Source organism: Pseudodesulfovibrio thermohalotolerans (assembly GCF_021353295.2).
Taxonomy (GTDB): Bacteria; Desulfobacterota; Desulfovibrionia; order Desulfovibrionales; family Desulfovibrionaceae; genus Pseudodesulfovibrio; species Pseudodesulfovibrio thermohalotolerans.
In genome coordinates, this window is sequence record NZ_CP120635.1 from 2,299,288 (window position 1) to 2,317,444 (window position 18,157).

Sequence of the window (18,157 nt, forward strand, 5' to 3'; positions counted from 1 at the left end):
AAAACCATCAGTCCATGCGGCCGCCTCGACAAAACCCAAAGCCTCTCGACCATCCCGGCGGCCAATGGTATCATGTGGCAGACAACGGACCGTAGCGGTTCGACGACACGCTGCTTCCAAAACCAACCCACGGACCGATGACATGATGAAACGACTGTCCGCCGCCCTTGCAGGCCTTCTCCTCATGGCCGTCCCGGCCATGGCCGATGTGGTGCGCACCGTATCCACGGAATATTATCAGGTGGACGGACTCATGCCCGCGACCATAGCCCGGAACCTCAGGCACGACTCCCCTCTTACTGAGGGAAACAAGACCTACCAGGCCAACACGCGGACCGACATCAGGACCACCTACGAAATCAAGCCGGAAGGCGGACAATGCCGAATCACCAACGTGGTTGTGTACATCCACCTGACCTACCTCTACCCGCGGCTCAAACACAGCGTGGACTTCAAGACCCGTAAATGGTGGAAGAAATTAAACCGCAAGCTTGAGAACCACGAACTCATCCACGGCGAAATCTCCACCAAGGCGGCGCATGAGATCAGCGACACGCTGGACAGATTTCCTTCCAGCGACTGCGCCAATGTGAAGAAAGAGGTCAGCGCCGAGATTCGTAGGATCATGAACAGGATGCGACAGGATCATATTGAATATGACAGGCTGACCCAGCACGGCCTCAAGCAGGAAAGGAATATGGGCCGCTACCCATAGCCGCTCCACTCCCCACCAAATCCAATCCCTATAAACATGTTTTTTCCCTCTGCGCCGTTTTCCCGATGGGACAACCGCAAAGAGACAGGGAGGCTGGAGGATGGGGCGCAGACAATAAAAATAAAAGTCGGCGGGAACGCTCCCGCCGACTTTTATTTTTAGTATCGGCCGCGCCGCTATTCCATGGGGGCCGGATTTTTCATGTCCCAGATACCGCAGGGGCAGGCGTCGGCGCAAAAGCCGCAGGCGATGCACTTGTCGGGATCGACCACGCGCTCAAAGCCGCCGTCGGGCAGTTCATTGCGCTTGATGGCGTTCTGCGGACAGAGGGTGTCGCAGATGTAGCAATCACGGCAGGAGCCGCAACTGGAGCATTCCGCACCGCAATGATTGGCGTCGCTAAACTCGATGACGCGCGGGTCGAAGTATTCGAGCGTCATGCGGGTGTAGTCGATCATCTCGCGGGTGTCGCTTTGCGGACGGCGGTTGTTGAAGATGTCGTCGATGACCTCGGCGGCCCGACGGCCGTGCCCGATGGCATGGGTCAGCAGGCCGGGCCGAACCGCGTCGCCGATGGCGAAGACGCGGGAGTCGGTGGTCTGATAATCGTCGTTAACCACGACATGGCCACGGTCCAAGGCGATGTTTTCGGGCAGGAAGTCCACGTCCGGCTGATCGCCGATGGACATGATGACCGTATCCGCCGGGAGCAGTTCCCCGGACTGGAGCAGTACGCCCTCTTCCGTGATTTCCTTGGTGAAACAAGGCCACTTGAAACGCGCGCCCACGGCCTCGGCTTCCTTGCGTTCCTTGCCGAAGGAGGCAGGTTCCTGAATATCGATGAGGGTGATGTCCTCGGCACCCACGGAGGCGGACACGGTGGCCACGTCGCAACCCACGTTGCCCGCGCCGATAATGACCACCCGCTTGCCGGAACGCATTTCGCCCTTCTTCACTTCCTGAAGGAAGGTCAGAGCCGGGATGATGCGCTCATGGCCGGGCACAGGGATCATGCGCGGCTTCTGCGCGCCCACGGCCAGGACCACGAAATCGTACTCCTCCCGAAGCTCCTCGAACTCCTTGGTCTTGAGCTGCTGTTGCAGATGGACATGGGGAATGACCTTGGCCGCGCGCTCGATCTCCTTTTCCACGACCTCCTTGGGCACGCGGCTGTAGGGGATGGCCGAGGCGATCTTGCCGCCAAGGGTCTTGGCCATGTCGAAGACCACGGCTTCATGGCCCTTCATGCGAATCTGCCAGGCCACGGAGATGCCGGCGGGGCCGCCGCCGATGACGGCGACACGCTTGCCGGACAAAGGCGGCATGGTCGGGGCCTTGGATTTGTGCCCTTCACGGCCGAGCTTGGTGATATCCACCGCGGCCATGTTCTGCTGGGTGGACCGGGTGCAGCCGTCCATGCACAGGTTCGGACAAAGGTAGCCGCAGACCGAGGCCGGGAACGGCGTATAGGCCAAGGCGAGGTCAACGGCCTCGTCCACCAGCCCGTCGCGGACCAACTGCCAGCGTTTCTGCACAGGCATACCCGTGGGGCAACTGGCCTGGCACGGCGCCATGAACTTGCGGTTCTCCCAGACAGGCACGCGGCGACGAAGATCACCGTGGACGATAAGCGGAATGGGGGAACGGTCGAGGTCGGTCAGGTCGCCGATGATGCCGCCCCTTCCGAGTTCGGCATCCCATGTGTTGACCCGGAAGTCGTGCATGGCGCGACGGACACGGCCCTTCTTCTCAAAGGGGGTCTTGGCCCGGATGAGCTGCCATTCCTCGCGTCTGGTCAACCGTTTCAGGAGACGCGACCGTTTGATTCGCTTAAGGAACTGCTCGATATTTTCAGTCAGCCACGCCCAGGTCGCGTCGTCGATGGGCTCCATAAGGGCGTCGGCCTGGGAGAACCCGTCGATGGGGCCGCGCACGAAGATGCGGCCGCCGACCATGCCCACGCAGGGGCGATAGCCGAGAACGTTGCCGGGGCTCTGGGCCTCGTGGCCGCAGATAACGGCGGTGCCGCCAGCCATGAACTCGGCGAAGTAGTCGCCCACCGAGCCGAGTACCCACAGTTCGGGCGCGTCGAAACGGGGGTTGGTCTTGGTCATGGTCATGCCGCGCGAGCCGATGTTGCCCGCGATGAAAACCTTGCCCTGCGCCATGGCGTTGCACGCGCCGTTGGAGGCGTTGCCGTGAACGACGACCTCCGCGCCCGCGTTGAGCCAGGCCACGTCGTCCGAGGCCGGGCCCATGACCTCGATGGTCGTGCCGGGAAAGCCCTTGGAGCCGATGCGCTGGCCCGGGGAGCCGGTGATGGTCACTGAAATGGGCTCTTCCTTGGAAAGCCAGAGTCTGCCGCCAATGCCGTGCTGGCCCATGGCGTCGATCTCCAACCGGCGCGCCCCCTGACGGACCGCGTTCTGGATGCGCTCCTCAAGGATGCGGGATTCCACGCGGACACCGTTCTCGTGTCCGTTTATGCGCTGTATTTTCTTAGCCATTGTGTACTCCGATATGTCCTGAGGCTTCGGTTAGATGACGTACTTGATGTCCAGGCGGTCAGCCGCGTCCTTGTCCGAGATGCCCAGTGCGTCGGACATGCCGACGGGCAGGGACGTGGAGCGGCCGAGCGGCGCGAAGACCTTGCGCAGTTCCGTGTCGAAGCTCAGGTAGAAGTCCACCACCCGCTCGGCGACCTTTTCGGGATCGAGACGACGGTAGACCCTCGGGTCCTGGGAGGTGATGCCCTTGGGGCAGACGCCGATGTTGCAGACGTTGCAGCGGTCCTTTTCGCTGCCGAGACAGCCCGCGGCCGCCTGCATGACGTATTTGCCGATCTGGACCATGGACGCGCCGAGCATGATGAGGGCTGCGGCGTTGGCGGCCAGGTTGCCGTGCTTGCCGATGCCGCCGCCCGCGATGAGCGGGATCTCGTTCTGGGCCCCGGCCACGCAGAGCGCCTTGTAGCAGTCGCGCAGGTTGGAGGCGATGGGATGGCCCATGTGGTTCATGGAGACGTTGTAGGCCGCGCCGGTACCGCCGTCCTCGCCGTCGATGGCCAGGCCCGCGGCGTAGGGATTACGCACCAGATTGTTGAGCACGGCGAGCGAGGTGGAAGAAGCCGATATCTTGGGATAGACCGGCACGCGGAAGCCCCAGGCCATGGACATGGACTGGATCATCTTGGCCACGGCCTCCTCGATGGAGTACTTGGTCTGGTGCGTGGGCGGGCTGGGCAGGGAAACGCCCTTGGGCACGCCGCGAATGGCGGCGATGAGCTTGTTCACCTTGTACCACATGAGCAGACCGCCATCGCCGGGCTTGGCTCCCTGGCCGTACTTGATCTCGATGGCGCAGGGATCTTCCTTCATCTCGGGAATGGCGTGGATGATCTCGTCCCAGCCGAAATACCCCGAGGCTATCTGCAAAATGACATATTTAAGGAAGCGGGAACGCAACAGGCGCGGGGGGCAGCCGCCCTCGCCCGTGCACATGCGCACCGGCATGTTCATTTCCTCATTGAGGTACGCCACGCCCATCTGAAGCCCTTCCCACATGTTCGGGGAAAGCGCGCCAAAGGACATGCCGCCGATGACCAGGGGATAGATTTCCCGGACCGGCGGCTTCCAGCCGTTCTCGCGGAAACACTTTATCTCGGCCTCGGGCGAAAGGACCCTGCCGAGCAGGGTACGCACGTCGAACTCATGACGGCCCGCGTCGAGCGCGGGGTCGGTGAGCATGGAAATGCGGATGAACTTGATCTGATCGAGAAGAGACTCGGAATTGTTCCGACGGCCGCCGCGCGTCCTGGGCTGACCGCCCCGGTTATTCTGGAACTGGAGCGTGGTGGAATCGTACTGACGGTTCGGCTCGATGGCGTTGTTCGGACAGACCATGTTGCACATGGCACAACCGATGCAAGCATAGGCCGGGTCCGTACGCTGGCGGATGCCGTAATAGGTGAAGAATTCCGTGGTCGGCTTGGCATTGAGGCCCATGGGCGGCTTGACGTCCCGCTTGCGGAACACACCCAGCTCGATGGCGTTGACGGGACAGACCGAAGTACACCGGCCACACTTGGTGCAGGTGTTTATGTCCCACTTGATCTGCCAGGGCAGATCCTTGCGGCTTAAAGTTGAGGGCGTAATGGGTCTTTCTGGGAGCATTGGAGAACCTCCCGGCAATCGGGTCCGACGATCGCCGTGTCGAGATGCATGGGTTGAAAATCCTTGGTCCGGTCACGATCGGGGATGGCGGCATTAAGCCCGCATATCTCGGAGGAGAAACCGTAGATGCCGAGCTCGGGATTGCCGCCGACCACGCCGGGACGGAATTTCTTGCGGTCCTGCGCCATGAACATGGAACCGTCGGGAAGGCAGCCGATGACGCAGTTGGGGCCGTCGATAATCAGCTTGCGACAGGCGCGCTTGAGATCGGACAGGAATTCGCGGTCCGGGTGATCGCGCATCTCGTCGTCGTTCATCGGCGTGATGACGTGCTTGTAGGCACTGATGTCGAGCCCCAGACGCTTGGTGGCGTAATGGGCTATATGGGTGAACACCTCGGAATCGGACTGGTAGCCCTGATAGCCGGTGACGCCACGCGACATGAGATATTCGCGGATGGGCACGAAGGCGGTGTTCTCGCCGTTGGTCATGGTGGAAATGCCCTCGATGAAGAAGGGATGGCAGGCGTAGAGATTGATGGCGTAGTTGGTGTTCTGCCTGCCCTGAGCCAGGATGTGGCGAGCCTGAAGCTCTTCGCGATCCAGCTTCAGATAATCCGCTATGGCCAGCGGATCGCCCACTTCCTTAATCATGATGGTGTCGGGCCAGAAGGAAAAAACCATGATGTCGCCGGACTCTTCGCCCATGGCCCGGAGGTTCAGGCGCATCTGGACCAGATTCCGACTCACCTGATCCTCGGCCATGCCCTTCCACCCATCGGGAATCTTGAAGGCGATGGAGGCATAGGTGCCGCGCCGGGGCGTACCGCCCGGAGGCTCCACATCAGGGGTGAACGTCGCGGAATACTTGGGCTGAAACCCGTTCTTGGTCATGTAGTCGGACATCCGCGAGAGGCCCTCGTCGGTAAAGATGCCGGACAGTATGGGGTATTCCTTAAGTTCCTCCCACGGTCCCCCCAGACCGCTCAGGAACAATCCCACGCCGGAGCCGTCGTGCCCTTCCTTCATGACGTTCAGGGCATCGATGGCGCGCATGGGTGACACAGGGTCACGGCTTGTTAGCGCAAACAAACGGCACATGGTCTCGATTCACTCCGCTGTTAAAGGTCCCTCGCCCGCACCGCCAGCAATGGGCCGGGCGTCTACGCGGCACCGGGAAAAATCCAATGATCCCAAGTAGTCCACTTCTCGATGGAGCGCACTCGACAGGGGGCAAAAAAGCCTGCGGACCAATCGTCGGATCAATCGCGGCAGGCTCTTCGGCTCTAACTTTTCACAATTATGCAACTTCCAAGGAGCTATTTACCGTTGCATTGTATACAGAGTCTATACAAATCCCGGAAGCTGACCATAAGTCAAATCAGGAAAACCTGCAACAGCAACACATTCTCACTATTTAACATTTTTGTAATAGAGTAAAGACGGTCGGCAAAAACCGACTCATAGCCTCCACAAATGACAGGAGAATTTTATTCTCGTCACCAAAAGAGGCCGTACAAAAAACGGCTACGAAATGGTGGATTCGGGGACTCAGGAGGCGAAAATATCGTTCTTGAGCGCCATTCTCGACGCGGCGGCAAGAAAATCGGCGGGTGAAACACCATACTCCCGGCAATATTTCTCGATTCTGCCCAAAAGATGAACGTGCATGACCATTTCGAACTCTTCGAAGTCGCTGCCATCCCCTTCAACCGAGATATTGATCGCTTTTTTGCCTTCGTTCTCGGGTTGAGCGAGCAAAACCTTCTTTTTTGAGGGTTCCGGGAAGAGTTCACCACCCGCAAAATGCTCTTCCACGAACATGGCCAACGCTTCGTGGGCATTATCCACGGCTTCGTCCAAACTCTCGCCGAAGCTGGTGCATTCCGGGAAATCCGGGAATGTCGCGGAAAAGCCGTGCTTTTCCTCTTCGAACAACGCTACATACTGCATTCGCAGCCTCCTTGGGTGCAAAATAACGTATAGATTATTGAGGATTGCCGGGCAAAGACGCGAGGACGCGCTTGCTCAGGGGCATGTAGACCACGGCCCCCTCCTGGAGATGCCCGGCCAGATGCTCGGCCTCCTCGCCTGTGCCGCAGAAAAGGTCCATGCGCGTGCCTTGGATGGCGCCGCCCGTGTCCTGCGCCAGGACAAGAGAAAAGAACTGCTCGGAACCGCCGGTATCGTAGTCCATGAGTGCCGTCTTGAGGGCGACCACGCTTCCGAGCGGGATCATGCTCCGGTCCACGGCAACGCTGACGCGCGGCGTGAGGATGGCGTTGATGGAACCAAAAGGCCCCTCGTCGGCCAGCCTGAAAAAGACGTAGCTGGGATTCCGAAAGAGAATGTCCTGAGCAACATCCGGGTTCTCTCTCAGGAACTTCCTGATGCGCTGCATACTCATCTCCTCCCTGGGGACGTACCCCTTGTCGATGAGCACCCGGCCTATGGATACGTACTGGCGGCCGTTCTTGCCGCCGTACAGGATGTGCTTGTAGGTTCCGTCGGGCAAATCCAGCCTTCCGGACCCTTGAATCTGGAGAAAAAACACGTCCACCGGGTCCGCGGCCCAGGCTATCTCGTCGCCCGCCCCCTCCAGCGCGCCCAATCCATCGATGGCGGAACGGTCGTAATACGGCTCGATGCGGTCCCCGTCCACGCGGTAGACGAGCCTCTGCCCCGCCCAACGCGGATGAAACAGCCCCAGGTCGGCCACCTTGAGGTCGCCGGGTACGCCATACAGCGGATACTTGTAGTTATTGTCCGGGGCGAGGGAAGCCTTGAGCCAGGGCTCGTAATAGCCGGTCAGCAACGTTCCGGGCTCAAGCTTGAACCAGGAAAACCGCTCTGCCAGCAGATTCGGCGCATGGTCGAGCTGATCGAGCAAAGACGCGAGCTCGCTCACCGAATCGTGCAACTGGCCCCAGGTCAGAACCAGACCGGGCCGCCTGACGCAGACCGCGTCCCGGGAACGGGTGCGGATGTAGCGCAGGTTCGCCTCGATGCCGGGCCGCAAGGCCGACCAGGAGCCGAGATTCTGGGCCTTGATCGAGAGCTGGGCCACAAGCTCACGGGCCTCGGCCCCGCTCAGGGGAGCATAGGCGGGAGTTTCGGATACGGCGGCGGGCGGCGGAGGCGCTTCGGTGGCGCACCCGGCCGTCAGCAGCGTGAACACAAGGGCGGAATAAACGAATAACTTTCGGAAGATCATTGGGCAGCCTCTTCGTGGTCGTCCAGATCGTCGGCGTATTCCTCCAAGTATATCTGCAACATGACCATGACAAAACTCAGGATCAACGGGCCGTAGAATATGCCCAGCATACCAAAGGAATAGATGCCGCCGAGAATGGCTATGAAAATGTAGAAGGTCGAAACACGCGAAGCCTCGCGCATAAAAATGGGACGCAGAATGGTGTCAATGCTGACCACGAATATGCCGCACCACAGGGAAAGGAATATGGCCATCTTCCACTGCCCCGAAAGGAACAGATAGATCACGGCCGGAACCCACACCAACCCCGTGCCGAGTACGGGAATGAGCGAAGACAGGGCCATCATGCCGCCCCAGAAAAACGCAGGGATGCCCGCCACGGCCAATCCGAAGCCGCCGGCAATGCCCTGGAGCACGGCCACCAGCAGACAGCCCATGAGCACCCCCCTGGCCACTCGCTTCAGGCTGTCGATGATATAATCCTCCTGCTTGGGCCGCAACGGCGAAAGGCGCTTGATGTAGGCGACCATCTTGGTGCCGTCACGCATGAAATAAAACAGAATGAAGACCATGAGCAGAAAATGCAGAATAAGCTTGGCCCCGTCCCTGGCCAGCGATGTGCCGAAGGACAGCATGGATTGAGCGAACTCGCGGGAATACTGGAGAATACCCGCCTGTATCTGTACCTCGTCGACACGCAGAAACGGCAACTGCTCGTGGAGCATGGCCACGTATTTGTCGAGCATCTCGATGCTGAGGAAGGTCTTGTAGGTTCCTTGGGCGATCCAGGCGTTCAAGGCGACGAGGGATTCCACGCCCTGGCTGATGAGTGCCATGAACAGAAAGGCCATGGGCAACAACAGGGCGAAGATGATGATCCCCACGGTCAGGCCCGAGGCCATGGTTCGACGGCCCTTGCACAGCTTCAGGACCCAATTGAACACCGGGGTGAACAGGACCGCCAGCACGGTAGAGAAGATCATGGTATGCATGAACGGCTGCACCAGCGAAAATCCCAAATACAGGGAAAACAGCAGGAGAATGATCATGAACACCTTATAGATGCCGCCATTGATCAGGGGAGTAGGTCCTTTGATTTCGCTCATACTAGCTCGGGCTCCATGGAAGGGAACAACAACACAGGATATATTCCGTCTGCAAAGAGGATTGTATGATTGCGGCGACGGTGTCAACGTCAACCGCCCCGCACAAACGGCCGTTCAACGGATTCCGACGCCTCCTCCCACCGACGCTCCCATGGCCCACGGCAGGCCCCTGCCGCCGAAAATTCGGCGTGGCGACCGATCGCACGCAGTCCTTGTCGCCGACAGAGAGAATCCCGCGTGCGGCCATTCGTTCTCTTCTTCGAACGGCCGGGAGCGCTTCCTTCCACGGCCAAAGATCGGTCCCGCACACGGACAAAAAACGTAACAGGAATTTATCGCGTATTTTCTTTAGCGGCCCTCTTCCCGAACGACCGCCGCCCGCCCGCGACATACGACCGAAACATCCTGACTCATATTCTGCAATTTAACAAAAATGCCGCAAAACATTCTGTTTGAAAAGAATGCCCGACAAGCTGCCGCAAAGGGGCACTCTCTTGAATTTTCCGGTCATAGAGGCTATGGATGACTGTCGATCTGTGAACAAAATCGTTCAATACAAAAAAACGACACAGACGAACCCGTGCCCCAAAACCGTGTACCCGGACGGAACCAGGGCGGCGGATATCTACCAACTTATGTTTCATTGGAGGAAAGGATGAAACGCATCATTACCATCATGGCCGTACTGTCCGTGCTGCTTTGCACCGCAATGTCCGCACAGGCTGCCGACATCGAACTCGCAAGAAAATCCACCCTTGAGCAGATCGTTCAGCGCGGCACCCTGCGCGTCGGCCTCGAAGCGGGCTACATGCCCTTCGAAATGACCGACAAAAAGGGCAACATCGTCGGCTTCGACGTCGACATGGTCAGGGAAATGGCCAAGGCCATGGGCGTCAAGCTTGAGCTCGTGAACACTGCCTGGGACGGCATCATCCCCGGCCTGCTCTCCGGCAAGTACGACCTGATCGCCTCCGGCATGACCATCAACCAGGAACGCAACCTCAAGGTCAACTTCGCCACCCCCTACATCGTGGTCGGCCAGACCGCGCTGGTCTCCGCCAAGTCCGCGGACAAGATCAAGACCTGGAAGGACCTGAACCAGAAGGACGTCATCATCACCTCCAAGCTCGGCACCACCGGCGAACAGGCTGCCAAGCGCCTCTTCCCCAAGGCCACCTACAAGTCCTTCGAGATGGAAGACCAGGCCATGCTGGAGACCATGAACGGCAAGGCCGACGCCACCGTCTACGACCTGCCCATGACCTCCATCTTCTACACCCAGCACGGCAAGGAAGCCGGCATGAAGTTCCTGGACGAGCCCTTCACCTACGAGCCGCTCGGATGGGCCATCAACAAGGGCGACCCGGATTTCCTGAACTGGCTGAACAACTTCATCGTCCAGATCAAGAACGACGGCCGTTACGACCGAATCTACAACAAGTGGTTCGGCTCCAACGAATGGTACAACGAAGTCCAGTAACCAACGAATAATTCCCGGGGGCCGCTAGAAGCGGCCCCCGGTTTTTTCGCGCATCCATCCCATCGAGCACGCAATGAATGATACCAAGACGGTCGAACCCAAAAAGGAATTCGACAAGAACTTGTTTTGGAAGGCGGTATATGCGGTCACCCTGGTCTGCGTATGCCTGGGCTTCTACTGGGCCACCACCCAGACCGACTACATCTGGCGCTGGAATCGTATCCCCAAATATTTCTACTACATCGACGACGTAAACGTGACCGCCGAGATTGAGGGCGAAGTCACATCCATCACCCAAAAGGATGAGGATTCCGTGGTCATCGTCTCCGATGGAACGGATTCCGAACACTACACGATCCCCGGCTCCGACCTGATGGTCGACGTTGGCCAGACCGTGTACATGGGCGACACCATCGGCTCCTACTCCGAGGGGAGAATGGGATTGCTGGTGGAAGGCACGATCATCACCATCGAGGTCAGCATCGTGTCGATCATTTTCGGCATCCTCATCGGCCTGTTAACAGGATTATCGAGGATATCGACCAACCCGTTCCTGAAGATGTCGGCCATCACCTACATCGAAATCATCCGAGGCACTCCCCTGCTCGTCCAGATCATGATCTGGTACTTCGTGCTCGGTACGATCATCAACAACCTGCTGTTCAAGGCGGGTCTGTTCCAGATTCCGGAATTGTGGTTCGGCATCGCTTCCCTGGCCATCTTTGCCGGGGCATACGTTGCAGAAATCGTCCGCGCGGGCATCCAGTCCATCCACAAGGGACAGATGGAAGCGGCCCGATCCCTGGGCATGACCAAGACCATGGCCATGATCAAGATCATCCTGCCGCAGGCATTCAAGCGAATTCTGCCGCCCCTGGCGGGACAGTTCATCAGCCTTATCAAGGATTCTTCGCTGCTTGGCGTCATCGCCATCCGCGAGCTGACCAAAGCCACCCGCGAAGCCGTCACCACCAGCCTGATGCCCTACGAACTGTGGTTCGTCTGCGGCGTGCTCTACCTGGTTATAACCTTCACCCTGTCCATGTTCGTCCAATACCTCGAAAGGCGAACAGCGGAGGCCTAGTTCATGATCGACGTAAAAAACGTACACAAGACCTTCTTCGTCCCGCACGAAGTCCAGGCCCTGCACGACGTGTCCTATCACATCAATCCGGGCGAGGTGGTCGTCGTCATCGGGCCGTCCGGCTCCGGCAAATCCACCTTCCTGCGGTGCCTGAACCGTCTTGAAAAGGCCGACTCCGGCCACATCATGATCGACGGCGTGGACATCCTCGATTCAAAGACCAACATCAACAAGGTCCGCATGGAAGTGGGCATGGTCTTCCAGTCCTTCAACCTCTTCCCGCACCTGACCGTGCTGGAAAACGTCACCGTGGGCCAAACCTCGGTACGCAAGCGCGGCAAGAAGGAATCCGCGGAAAAGGCCATGACCCTGCTCAACAAGGTCGGCATCCACGCCAAGGCAAACAACTTCCCGGCACAACTGTCCGGCGGCCAGATGCAGCGCGTGGCCATCGCCCGCGCCCTGGCCATGGACCCCAAGGTGATGCTCTTCGACGAGCCGACCTCGGCGCTGGACCCGGAAATGGTCGGAGAAGTCCTGGATGTCATGAAGGCCCTGGCCAAGGAAGGCATGACCATGGTTGTGGTCACCCACGAAATGGGTTTTGCCCGCGAAGTGGCCGACCAGGTGGTCTTCATGGACGAAGGAAAGATCGTTGAGGTGGGCACCCCGGAGCACTTCTTCACCGACCCGCAGCACGACCGGACGAAGCTCTTCCTGAGCCAGATATTGTAATCCGCCGGAACGACCGACGACGGGAACTTTACGAAAAACAGGTCCGCCAAAGCGGATCATTGAGCGGCATCACCCCGGTGAACGGCGGATCAGGCCGCGCCGCTCGGCAGGGCCAGGCCGGAAGGAGAAGAATCTCCTTCCGGCCTGGCCCCTCTCCGTTTTGAGACAACACTCTCCCCTCAAATAATAGGCGTGCAATGTCGTTCCCACTTGCCATCGCACCCGTCCCGGCCAAACCGCATCCCGCACACGAGCCGCGTCTCAAGCCGCAAGGGGCCACTCCAGGCTCCGGGGCACGGTTTTACGGCTACCGCACTACCAGGCAGCCGAGAAGGAAAGCGCGCCGAGGTCTTGCCGGACGACAATCCATACAGGCCGCCCCCCGCCGAGGCAGGGGGCGATCCGAATCAGCAATATGAGTTGGAAGAGACAAGAGGTCCAGGTTCAGAGGCAGAATGGCTCAGGACCTACGGCGATGCGCTGCCGCATGTTGCTCTTGGAGATAATTCTCCAAGAGCACGGCCAGCCAAAGTTATATCGCCTTTACTTGTAAAAGCGGATTGAAAGGAGAGGCTTACCCCTCAACACTCAATTGGCGGACTTCGTCGTCAGAAAGGGTTTCACAGAATTGCATCGAGTGAAGCTTGGCGTAGAGGGGACAGGTCTCCAGCAACTCCGCGTGGTTGCCAACGCCGACAACTTCACCCTTCTGCATGACGACAATCCGGTCTGCGTTGATAACCGTGGAAAGGCGGTGAGCGATCACGACGCTGGTTCTGTCCTGCATAAGATTCTGCAACGCCATCTGGACGATTCTTTCCGACTGAGTATCAAGAGCGCTGGTCGCTTCGTCCAGAATAAGCAGAGCCGGATTTTTAATCAGGGCTCTGGCGATGGTGATTCTCTGTTTCTGCCCACCGGAAAGTTTGACGCCTCTTTCCCCACAAATCGTGTCGTACCCCTCGGGCAACAACTCGATGAATTCGTGGGCATACGCGAACTTGGCGGCTTCGATAATCTGCTCCTCGGTCACGCCCGGGGAACCATAGGCGATATTCTCGCGGATGCTTCTGTTGAAGAGAATGGGGTCCTGGGAAACGATGCCGATTGATCGACGCAGCGAGCCCAATTCGAGTTCGCGCAGAGGCGTCCCGTTGTAAGATATTTCCCCGCAGTCAACGTCATAGAATCGCGGGAAAAGATTAACCAGCGTGGTCTTGCCCGACCCGCTCGGCCCGACAAGGGCAATCCGTTCGTTGCGGTTGATCGTCAACGAGAAGTTCTTGAGCGCCGGTGTGGTGACGGTGGGATACGTAAAGGTGACGTCCTTGATCTCAAGCGTTTCAAGAGGACGCTCAAACGGGATGTTTCCGTTCTCTTCCGGACGAATATCGGTCGAGTCGAGAAGACCGAAGACACGCTCGGCACTGGCCAAGGATTTTTGGATCACTTTGTTGGAATCGTTGATTTTCTTGATCGGCTCGTAAAGCATTATCAATGCCGTCACGAAAGAGAAGAAAGTACCCGGGGTAGACACGCCGTCCAGGACCTGCTTACCGCCGTACCAAAGGACGCCGCTGATGGCCACACCACCCGCAAGCTCCATTATGCGGCTGGACATCTCGCTCGCCAGAACCTGTTTCTTGGACAGACCGACAATTTTGAAATTCTCTTTCTTGAACCGTTTAGCTTCCTTGCTCTCGGTGTTGAAAGCCTTGATGAGGCGAATGGCGCTGAAGTTTTCCTGGAGAACCGAGTTGATGTCCGCCCCCTGCGCCTGAAGCCGCCTGCCCAACATTCTCAATCGCTTGCCGAAATGAATAATGGGAACCGCGCATGTCGGGAGCACGATGATGGAAACCACCGCAAGCTTCCAGTTCTGATAAAAAACGACGCCGACGAGACCGATGATGGTAATGAATTCGCGGATGCTCATGACCAATGTCGGCACGGATTCACGGATGCCGTTCACGTCGCCCAGCACTCGGGACATGAGCATACCAACCTGGCTTTCCTCAAAAAAACGCAGGGGGAGAAGAATGATGCGCGAAAACATCTCGTTGCGAAGCTGATACAAGACCAACAAGCCCGTGACGTTCATCAGATAGACTTGCGTAAAACGAAAAATGGATTTGACGACGATCACGCTGAAAAAGGCCAGGGGCACCAGGACCAGCGAAACCGAGTCCTTTTGTATGAACACATTGTCCATGGCCGGTTTAACCAGATATGCCGTAGCTGCGCTGGTGCCCGAGACAATGATGGCGGAAATCATGCCTATAACGATTTTGAACGCATGAGGCTTAAAATAGGAGACACAACGTTTCAGCAGATGACGATTGTCAAAATGTTCTATATTTCTAAGGTCATATTGAGACAAAATACTTCCTATGTGCTTGTGGGATTTGAATGTCCAGCGGTGACGATATTCAAAGGAGCCTTCATGGAATTGGCAGATTCAAGCAAGCTGCTCATCAAACATAGCGAATCCATCTGCCGGAAGGACCTGTTTTTCTTCTCCACCGGACAAATTCTTCAGATAAGACTCAGCGGAAATAGCCCAATTTAATCCCGAGGTCAAAAGGTTGCGCGAGGAGAAAGCCTGCCAAATCACGCCCATTCGTAGCTAAACGCATGATGTACAGCCTTAATCAAGCTCTCATTTTCCAGGCGGAAGGTGATTAAATGAGAATCATCAGATGATAGTCAAAATATATCTGCGCCCCTCCCCTCGCACAAAAACGCCCAGGATATCCGGGGAACCCCGCCAAACACATGCCCGAGGACAGCAATCGTCGGCATTGGTCGCCTTGATCCGGGGAAAGCATCCGCGTATCCACCACAACTGAATTGCGGAACCCGGATGACTCCTACCAGAACAAATCATCGTTGCGCCACAAGCTCGTTCAGATATCTTTTTTATGGTAAGTTCCCAATAATCAGGCGAGGCCAAGCATCTGGCCTGCCCGCGCCAAACCCATATTTGCAGTTGGAAAACGCATTGCTTTTGTTTAAGAAGCCAAGAGTCGCCCGCTTCAATTCAGTTCCCCTCGGATTGGCCTTGCGCAACCAGTTGGGGATACTGTCTCAGCCTTGGCGGCGGCAGCGATGTCGAAAGATTGGTTGTGACCAGACATTGAGTCCTCCACTCCTTCAAGACTGCCGATATTCTTATTTCCCGGCCAACCACGCCTTGAAGGGCGTTGGCCAGCCACCCCTGCTTCCGGAACGCGTAACAAAACAGAGGACACAAGAGAAAGAATGCCGTTGAATGTCCTTTTTTTCGAGTCCGGTATATCCGGGGGCGGATCATTCGAAAGCCTGCACCAACTGCTGCGAAAGATTGATCGGAGCAGGATACGGCCTGTCGTCGGTTTCCTGAACAAAACCAGATACTTCGATATTGTTCGCAATCTTGATGTGCCGACGTATTTGTTGACCGACCTCGTTTACACGCAAAAGATACCGAAAATCCTGCGGGGAAATCTTGAGCGCCGGGTGGACAGAGTCTTCCTCAACCGCCCACAGCTCGCTGATTTTGTCGTCAGCCTTGGGCACGGCTGGCTGATATCGCAATTATGCTCCATCGCGCGGAAGGAAAAAATAGATATCCTGTACTGCAACGACAACATTAATCGGGACATCTTCGGCTGTTACGTCGCCAAAAAGATGAACATCCCGTTTGTGAGCCATTTACGCAGTACGGATGGAAAAACCTTTGCCGGAGCCAAAGTCGATTTCGCCAACAGGTGGGTGGACTCGTACATAGCCAACTCGGATCAGTGCGCCACGTATTGGATTGGACGGGGAGCGGCGTCCCGGAAAATGCACGTGGTTTACAATGCGGTCGAACAAGTCGACTCCCCTTCCGTTGACATCAGGAAAGAATTGCACATCCCCGCCAACACGAAAATCATCGTGAGCATGGGACGATTGGTGCCGTTGAAGGGGCATCCCTTCCTGCTGAATTCTTTTGCGGACCTGCTGAAAAATGGTGTGAACGCCCACCTGGTAATTGCGGGCGACGGTCCGGACAGGACCAAACTCGAAGCGTTGGCCAAGTCGCTGGGGTTGGAGGGACGTGTTTCCTTCATCGGACATGACTCCAGGGGGAGTGCGCTGATAGCGGGAGCGGATCTCCTGGCGTTGACTTCAAACAAGGAATCTTTCGGCCGCGTTTTGATCGAGGCCATGCAGGTCGGCGTGCCTGTCGTCGGCACAAATATCGGCGGAATCCCGGACGTAATCCAGCATGAAAAGAACGGATTGCTAGTCGAATACGATGATCGTACAGGCCTGTCCAATGCGTTCAAACGACTGCTTGAGGATCAGGAATTGCGTCTGCGGTGTATTGAAAACGGGCAGTTGGTCGTTGCCGACAAGTTCGATTTGAATGTTCACGTCAACGAAATTGAAAGAATAATCGAAGCGGTATCGGCGAAGGCGAACCGGATGACGGAGCAAAGATGAAGATAGCCGCCCTGCTGTGGGACAACATATTCAAGACCGGCGGACGCGAGGTCTTCACCATAAATCTGCTCACCCGTCTTGCGAAACGGGGACATTCCGTGACCCTGTATGTGCCCGAGCGGGAAAAACGGAAACGCAGCCTCCTCTACAATCTGCTCCCCTTCGAGGTTCGATATTTCCCCTACTGGCAGCGGTATGCCTGGAGCCATTGCCCGCGTCTGCTGCAATTATGGCTCAAGCGTGAACAGAAAAAACACGCATATGATTTGTGGCAAGGGATGGGGGCGTATCCCGAATCCTACCTGCTTGCGGCGGTTTCCGCCCCATGCGTGGTCAGGATGTACGGCGAGGATGTCCAGATTCACGAAGGGTTGAATTATGGCGCCCGGCGTAATCCAATCATCCGGGACAGGGTCCGGCAAGGGTTCTCCAACATGACCGGCATCATTGCGATGACCCCCTCCCTGGCGCAGGATGCGCTTAATGCGGGGGCGAAGCGGGAAGCTGTCCGCATTGTGCCCAACGCCATCGATTTCAAGCGACTTCAATCCGGGCACGGAGATAAATTTCGAAGGGATTACGGGCTCGACAATGACACCGTCGTCCTTCTCACGGTGGGCCGCAATCACGCCAAAAAGGGATTCGACCTGATTCCTGAAATCGGAAGCAGGCTATCGCCCGGCAAGTGGAAATGGTTCATCATCGGCTCTGGAACGAACGACCTGCTGGCTGAGATCAGCGCGAGGGGATTGGATGGACGAATCATCCCGCTTCAGAACATGGCCTCCAGCGAGGAAGACCTCAAGGAAGGCAGCCTGGCCGTCCCGCCGCAACCCTTGATTGACGCTTTCGCAGGCGGCGACGTGTTTGTCTTGCCATCGAGGATTGAAGGTTATTCCAGAGTGATAGCGGAAGCCATGGGCGCGGGGCTGCCGGTGATTACAACCGATGCTCCCGGGTGCGGTGAAATTTTCACCCATGGCGTCGAAGGGCTGGTTTCTCCTGTTGACGATGTGGCGTCCATGGCGGCGGATATCGACTCGTTGGTGGAGGATGCGGACTTGAGAAACTCGCTTTCGGCCAATGCCGTCTCCATGGCCGGGAAGCTGGACTGGAATCGTATTGTCGACGCTTACCTGAAGACTTATGACGAGTTGCAAGGGTGACCCCTTCAGGTGCATA

13 protein-coding genes are annotated in these 18,157 nt (G+C 57.5%); 6 read left to right on the forward strand and 7 right to left on the reverse strand.

Annotation, left to right across the window (positions count from 1 at the left end):
- Nucleotides 1-142 precede the first annotated feature (142 nt).
- Nucleotides 143-715 carry a DUF922 domain-containing protein gene (locus tag LF599_RS11010; RefSeq protein WP_269942403.1) on the forward strand — a complete coding sequence of 191 codons (573 nt, stop codon included), beginning with the start codon at nucleotides 143-145 and terminating at the stop codon, nucleotides 713-715.
- Between the two features lie 176 nt (nucleotides 716-891).
- Here the strand turns inward: LF599_RS11010 and LF599_RS11015 are convergent, their stop codons facing one another.
- The 6 genes from LF599_RS11015 to LF599_RS11040 form a co-directional block, all read right to left on the reverse strand.
- Nucleotides 892-3,222: an FAD-dependent oxidoreductase gene (locus LF599_RS11015; RefSeq protein ID WP_279520784.1), complete on the reverse strand. Its 2,331-nt coding sequence runs from the start codon at nucleotides 3,220-3,222 to the stop codon at nucleotides 892-894.
- 30 nt (nucleotides 3,223-3,252) lie between these two features.
- Nucleotides 3,253-4,887 (reverse strand): glutamate synthase-related protein, encoded by a 1,635-nt coding sequence (locus LF599_RS11020; RefSeq protein WP_279520785.1) that lies wholly within the window; start codon nucleotides 4,885-4,887, stop codon nucleotides 3,253-3,255.
- Nucleotides 4,851-5,987 carry a class II glutamine amidotransferase domain-containing protein gene (locus tag LF599_RS11025; protein ID WP_279520786.1) on the reverse strand — a complete coding sequence of 379 codons (1,137 nt, stop codon included), beginning with the start codon at nucleotides 5,985-5,987 and terminating at the stop codon, nucleotides 4,851-4,853. Before LF599_RS11025 ends, LF599_RS11020 begins: the two co-directional genes overlap by 37 nt.
- Nucleotides 5,988-6,437: 450 nt before the next feature.
- Entirely contained in the window at nucleotides 6,438-6,824 is a 387-nt protein-coding gene (locus tag LF599_RS11030) for a type II toxin-antitoxin system HicB family antitoxin (protein WP_279520787.1), read from the reverse strand.
- A 49-nt stretch (nucleotides 6,825-6,873) separates the two neighbouring features.
- The gene (gene mltA, locus LF599_RS11035; RefSeq protein WP_279520788.1) at nucleotides 6,874-8,100 is read right to left on the reverse strand and encodes a murein transglycosylase A; all 1,227 of its coding nucleotides are present in this window, start codon (nucleotides 8,098-8,100) and stop codon (nucleotides 6,874-6,876) included.
- Nucleotides 8,097-9,206, reverse strand: coding sequence for an AI-2E family transporter (locus LF599_RS11040; RefSeq protein WP_279520789.1), 1,110 nt, complete (start codon nucleotides 9,204-9,206; stop codon nucleotides 8,097-8,099). The genes mltA and LF599_RS11040 overlap by 4 nt, the downstream gene beginning before the upstream one ends.
- 655 nt (nucleotides 9,207-9,861) lie before the next feature.
- Here LF599_RS11040 and LF599_RS11045 point away from each other — a divergent pair.
- The 3 genes from LF599_RS11045 to LF599_RS11055 all read left to right on the forward strand — a co-directional run bounded on the left by LF599_RS11045 (nucleotide 9,862) and on the right by LF599_RS11055 (nucleotide 12,505).
- Nucleotides 9,862-10,686 carry a transporter substrate-binding domain-containing protein gene (locus tag LF599_RS11045; protein WP_279520790.1) on the forward strand — a complete coding sequence of 275 codons (825 nt, stop codon included), beginning with the start codon at nucleotides 9,862-9,864 and terminating at the stop codon, nucleotides 10,684-10,686.
- A gap of 73 nt (nucleotides 10,687-10,759) precedes the next feature.
- Nucleotides 10,760-11,770, forward strand: coding sequence for an amino acid ABC transporter permease (locus LF599_RS11050; protein WP_279520791.1), 1,011 nt, complete (start codon nucleotides 10,760-10,762; stop codon nucleotides 11,768-11,770).
- Nucleotides 11,771-11,773: 3 nt separating this feature from the next.
- A complete protein-coding gene (locus LF599_RS11055) occupies nucleotides 11,774-12,505 on the forward strand; it encodes an amino acid ABC transporter ATP-binding protein (protein WP_279520792.1) in 732 nt (243 codons plus the stop codon).
- 574 nt (nucleotides 12,506-13,079) lie between these two features.
- Here LF599_RS11055 and LF599_RS11060 read toward each other — a convergent pair.
- The gene (locus LF599_RS11060) at nucleotides 13,080-14,885 is read right to left on the reverse strand and encodes an ABC transporter ATP-binding protein (RefSeq protein ID WP_279520793.1); all 1,806 of its coding nucleotides are present in this window, start codon (nucleotides 14,883-14,885) and stop codon (nucleotides 13,080-13,082) included.
- Nucleotides 14,886-15,766: 881 nt separating this feature from the next.
- On the opposite strand from LF599_RS11060, the gene LF599_RS11065 reads away from it, so the two are divergent.
- Both LF599_RS11065 and LF599_RS11070 read left to right on the forward strand, forming a co-directional pair.
- Nucleotides 15,767-16,975 carry a glycosyltransferase family 4 protein gene (locus tag LF599_RS11065; RefSeq protein WP_279520794.1) on the forward strand — a complete coding sequence of 403 codons (1,209 nt, stop codon included), beginning with the start codon at nucleotides 15,767-15,769 and terminating at the stop codon, nucleotides 16,973-16,975.
- Nucleotides 16,972-18,141 (forward strand): glycosyltransferase family 4 protein, encoded by a 1,170-nt coding sequence (locus LF599_RS11070; RefSeq protein WP_279520795.1) that lies wholly within the window; start codon nucleotides 16,972-16,974, stop codon nucleotides 18,139-18,141. The genes LF599_RS11065 and LF599_RS11070 overlap by 4 nt, the downstream gene beginning before the upstream one ends.
- Nucleotides 18,142-18,157 lie beyond the last annotated feature (16 nt).

What these genes read in the sequence shown, in the direction of transcription:
- LF599_RS11015 (WP_279520784.1), bottom strand. Translation starts at nt 3,222, where the DNA reads ATGGCTAAGAAAATACAGCGCATAAACGGACACGAGAACGGTGTCCGC.
- LF599_RS11070 (WP_279520795.1), top strand. Translation starts at nt 16,972, where the DNA reads ATGAAGATAGCCGCCCTGCTGTGGGACAACATATTCAAGACCGGCGGA.
- LF599_RS11065 (WP_279520794.1), top strand. Translation starts at nt 15,767, where the DNA reads ATGCCGTTGAATGTCCTTTTTTTCGAGTCCGGTATATCCGGGGGCGGA.
- LF599_RS11020 (WP_279520785.1), bottom strand. Translation starts at nt 4,887, where the DNA reads ATGCTCCCAGAAAGACCCATTACGCCCTCAACTTTAAGCCGCAAGGAT.
- LF599_RS11045 (WP_279520790.1), top strand. Translation starts at nt 9,862, where the DNA reads ATGAAACGCATCATTACCATCATGGCCGTACTGTCCGTGCTGCTTTGC.
- LF599_RS11050 (WP_279520791.1), top strand. Translation starts at nt 10,760, where the DNA reads ATGAATGATACCAAGACGGTCGAACCCAAAAAGGAATTCGACAAGAAC.
- mltA (WP_279520788.1), bottom strand. Translation starts at nt 8,100, where the DNA reads ATGATCTTCCGAAAGTTATTCGTTTATTCCGCCCTTGTGTTCACGCTG.
- LF599_RS11010 (WP_269942403.1), top strand. Translation starts at nt 143, where the DNA reads ATGATGAAACGACTGTCCGCCGCCCTTGCAGGCCTTCTCCTCATGGCC.
- LF599_RS11055 (WP_279520792.1), top strand. Translation starts at nt 11,774, where the DNA reads ATGATCGACGTAAAAAACGTACACAAGACCTTCTTCGTCCCGCACGAA.
- LF599_RS11040 (WP_279520789.1), bottom strand. Translation starts at nt 9,206, where the DNA reads ATGAGCGAAATCAAAGGACCTACTCCCCTGATCAATGGCGGCATCTAT.
- LF599_RS11025 (WP_279520786.1), bottom strand. Translation starts at nt 5,987, where the DNA reads ATGTGCCGTTTGTTTGCGCTAACAAGCCGTGACCCTGTGTCACCCATG.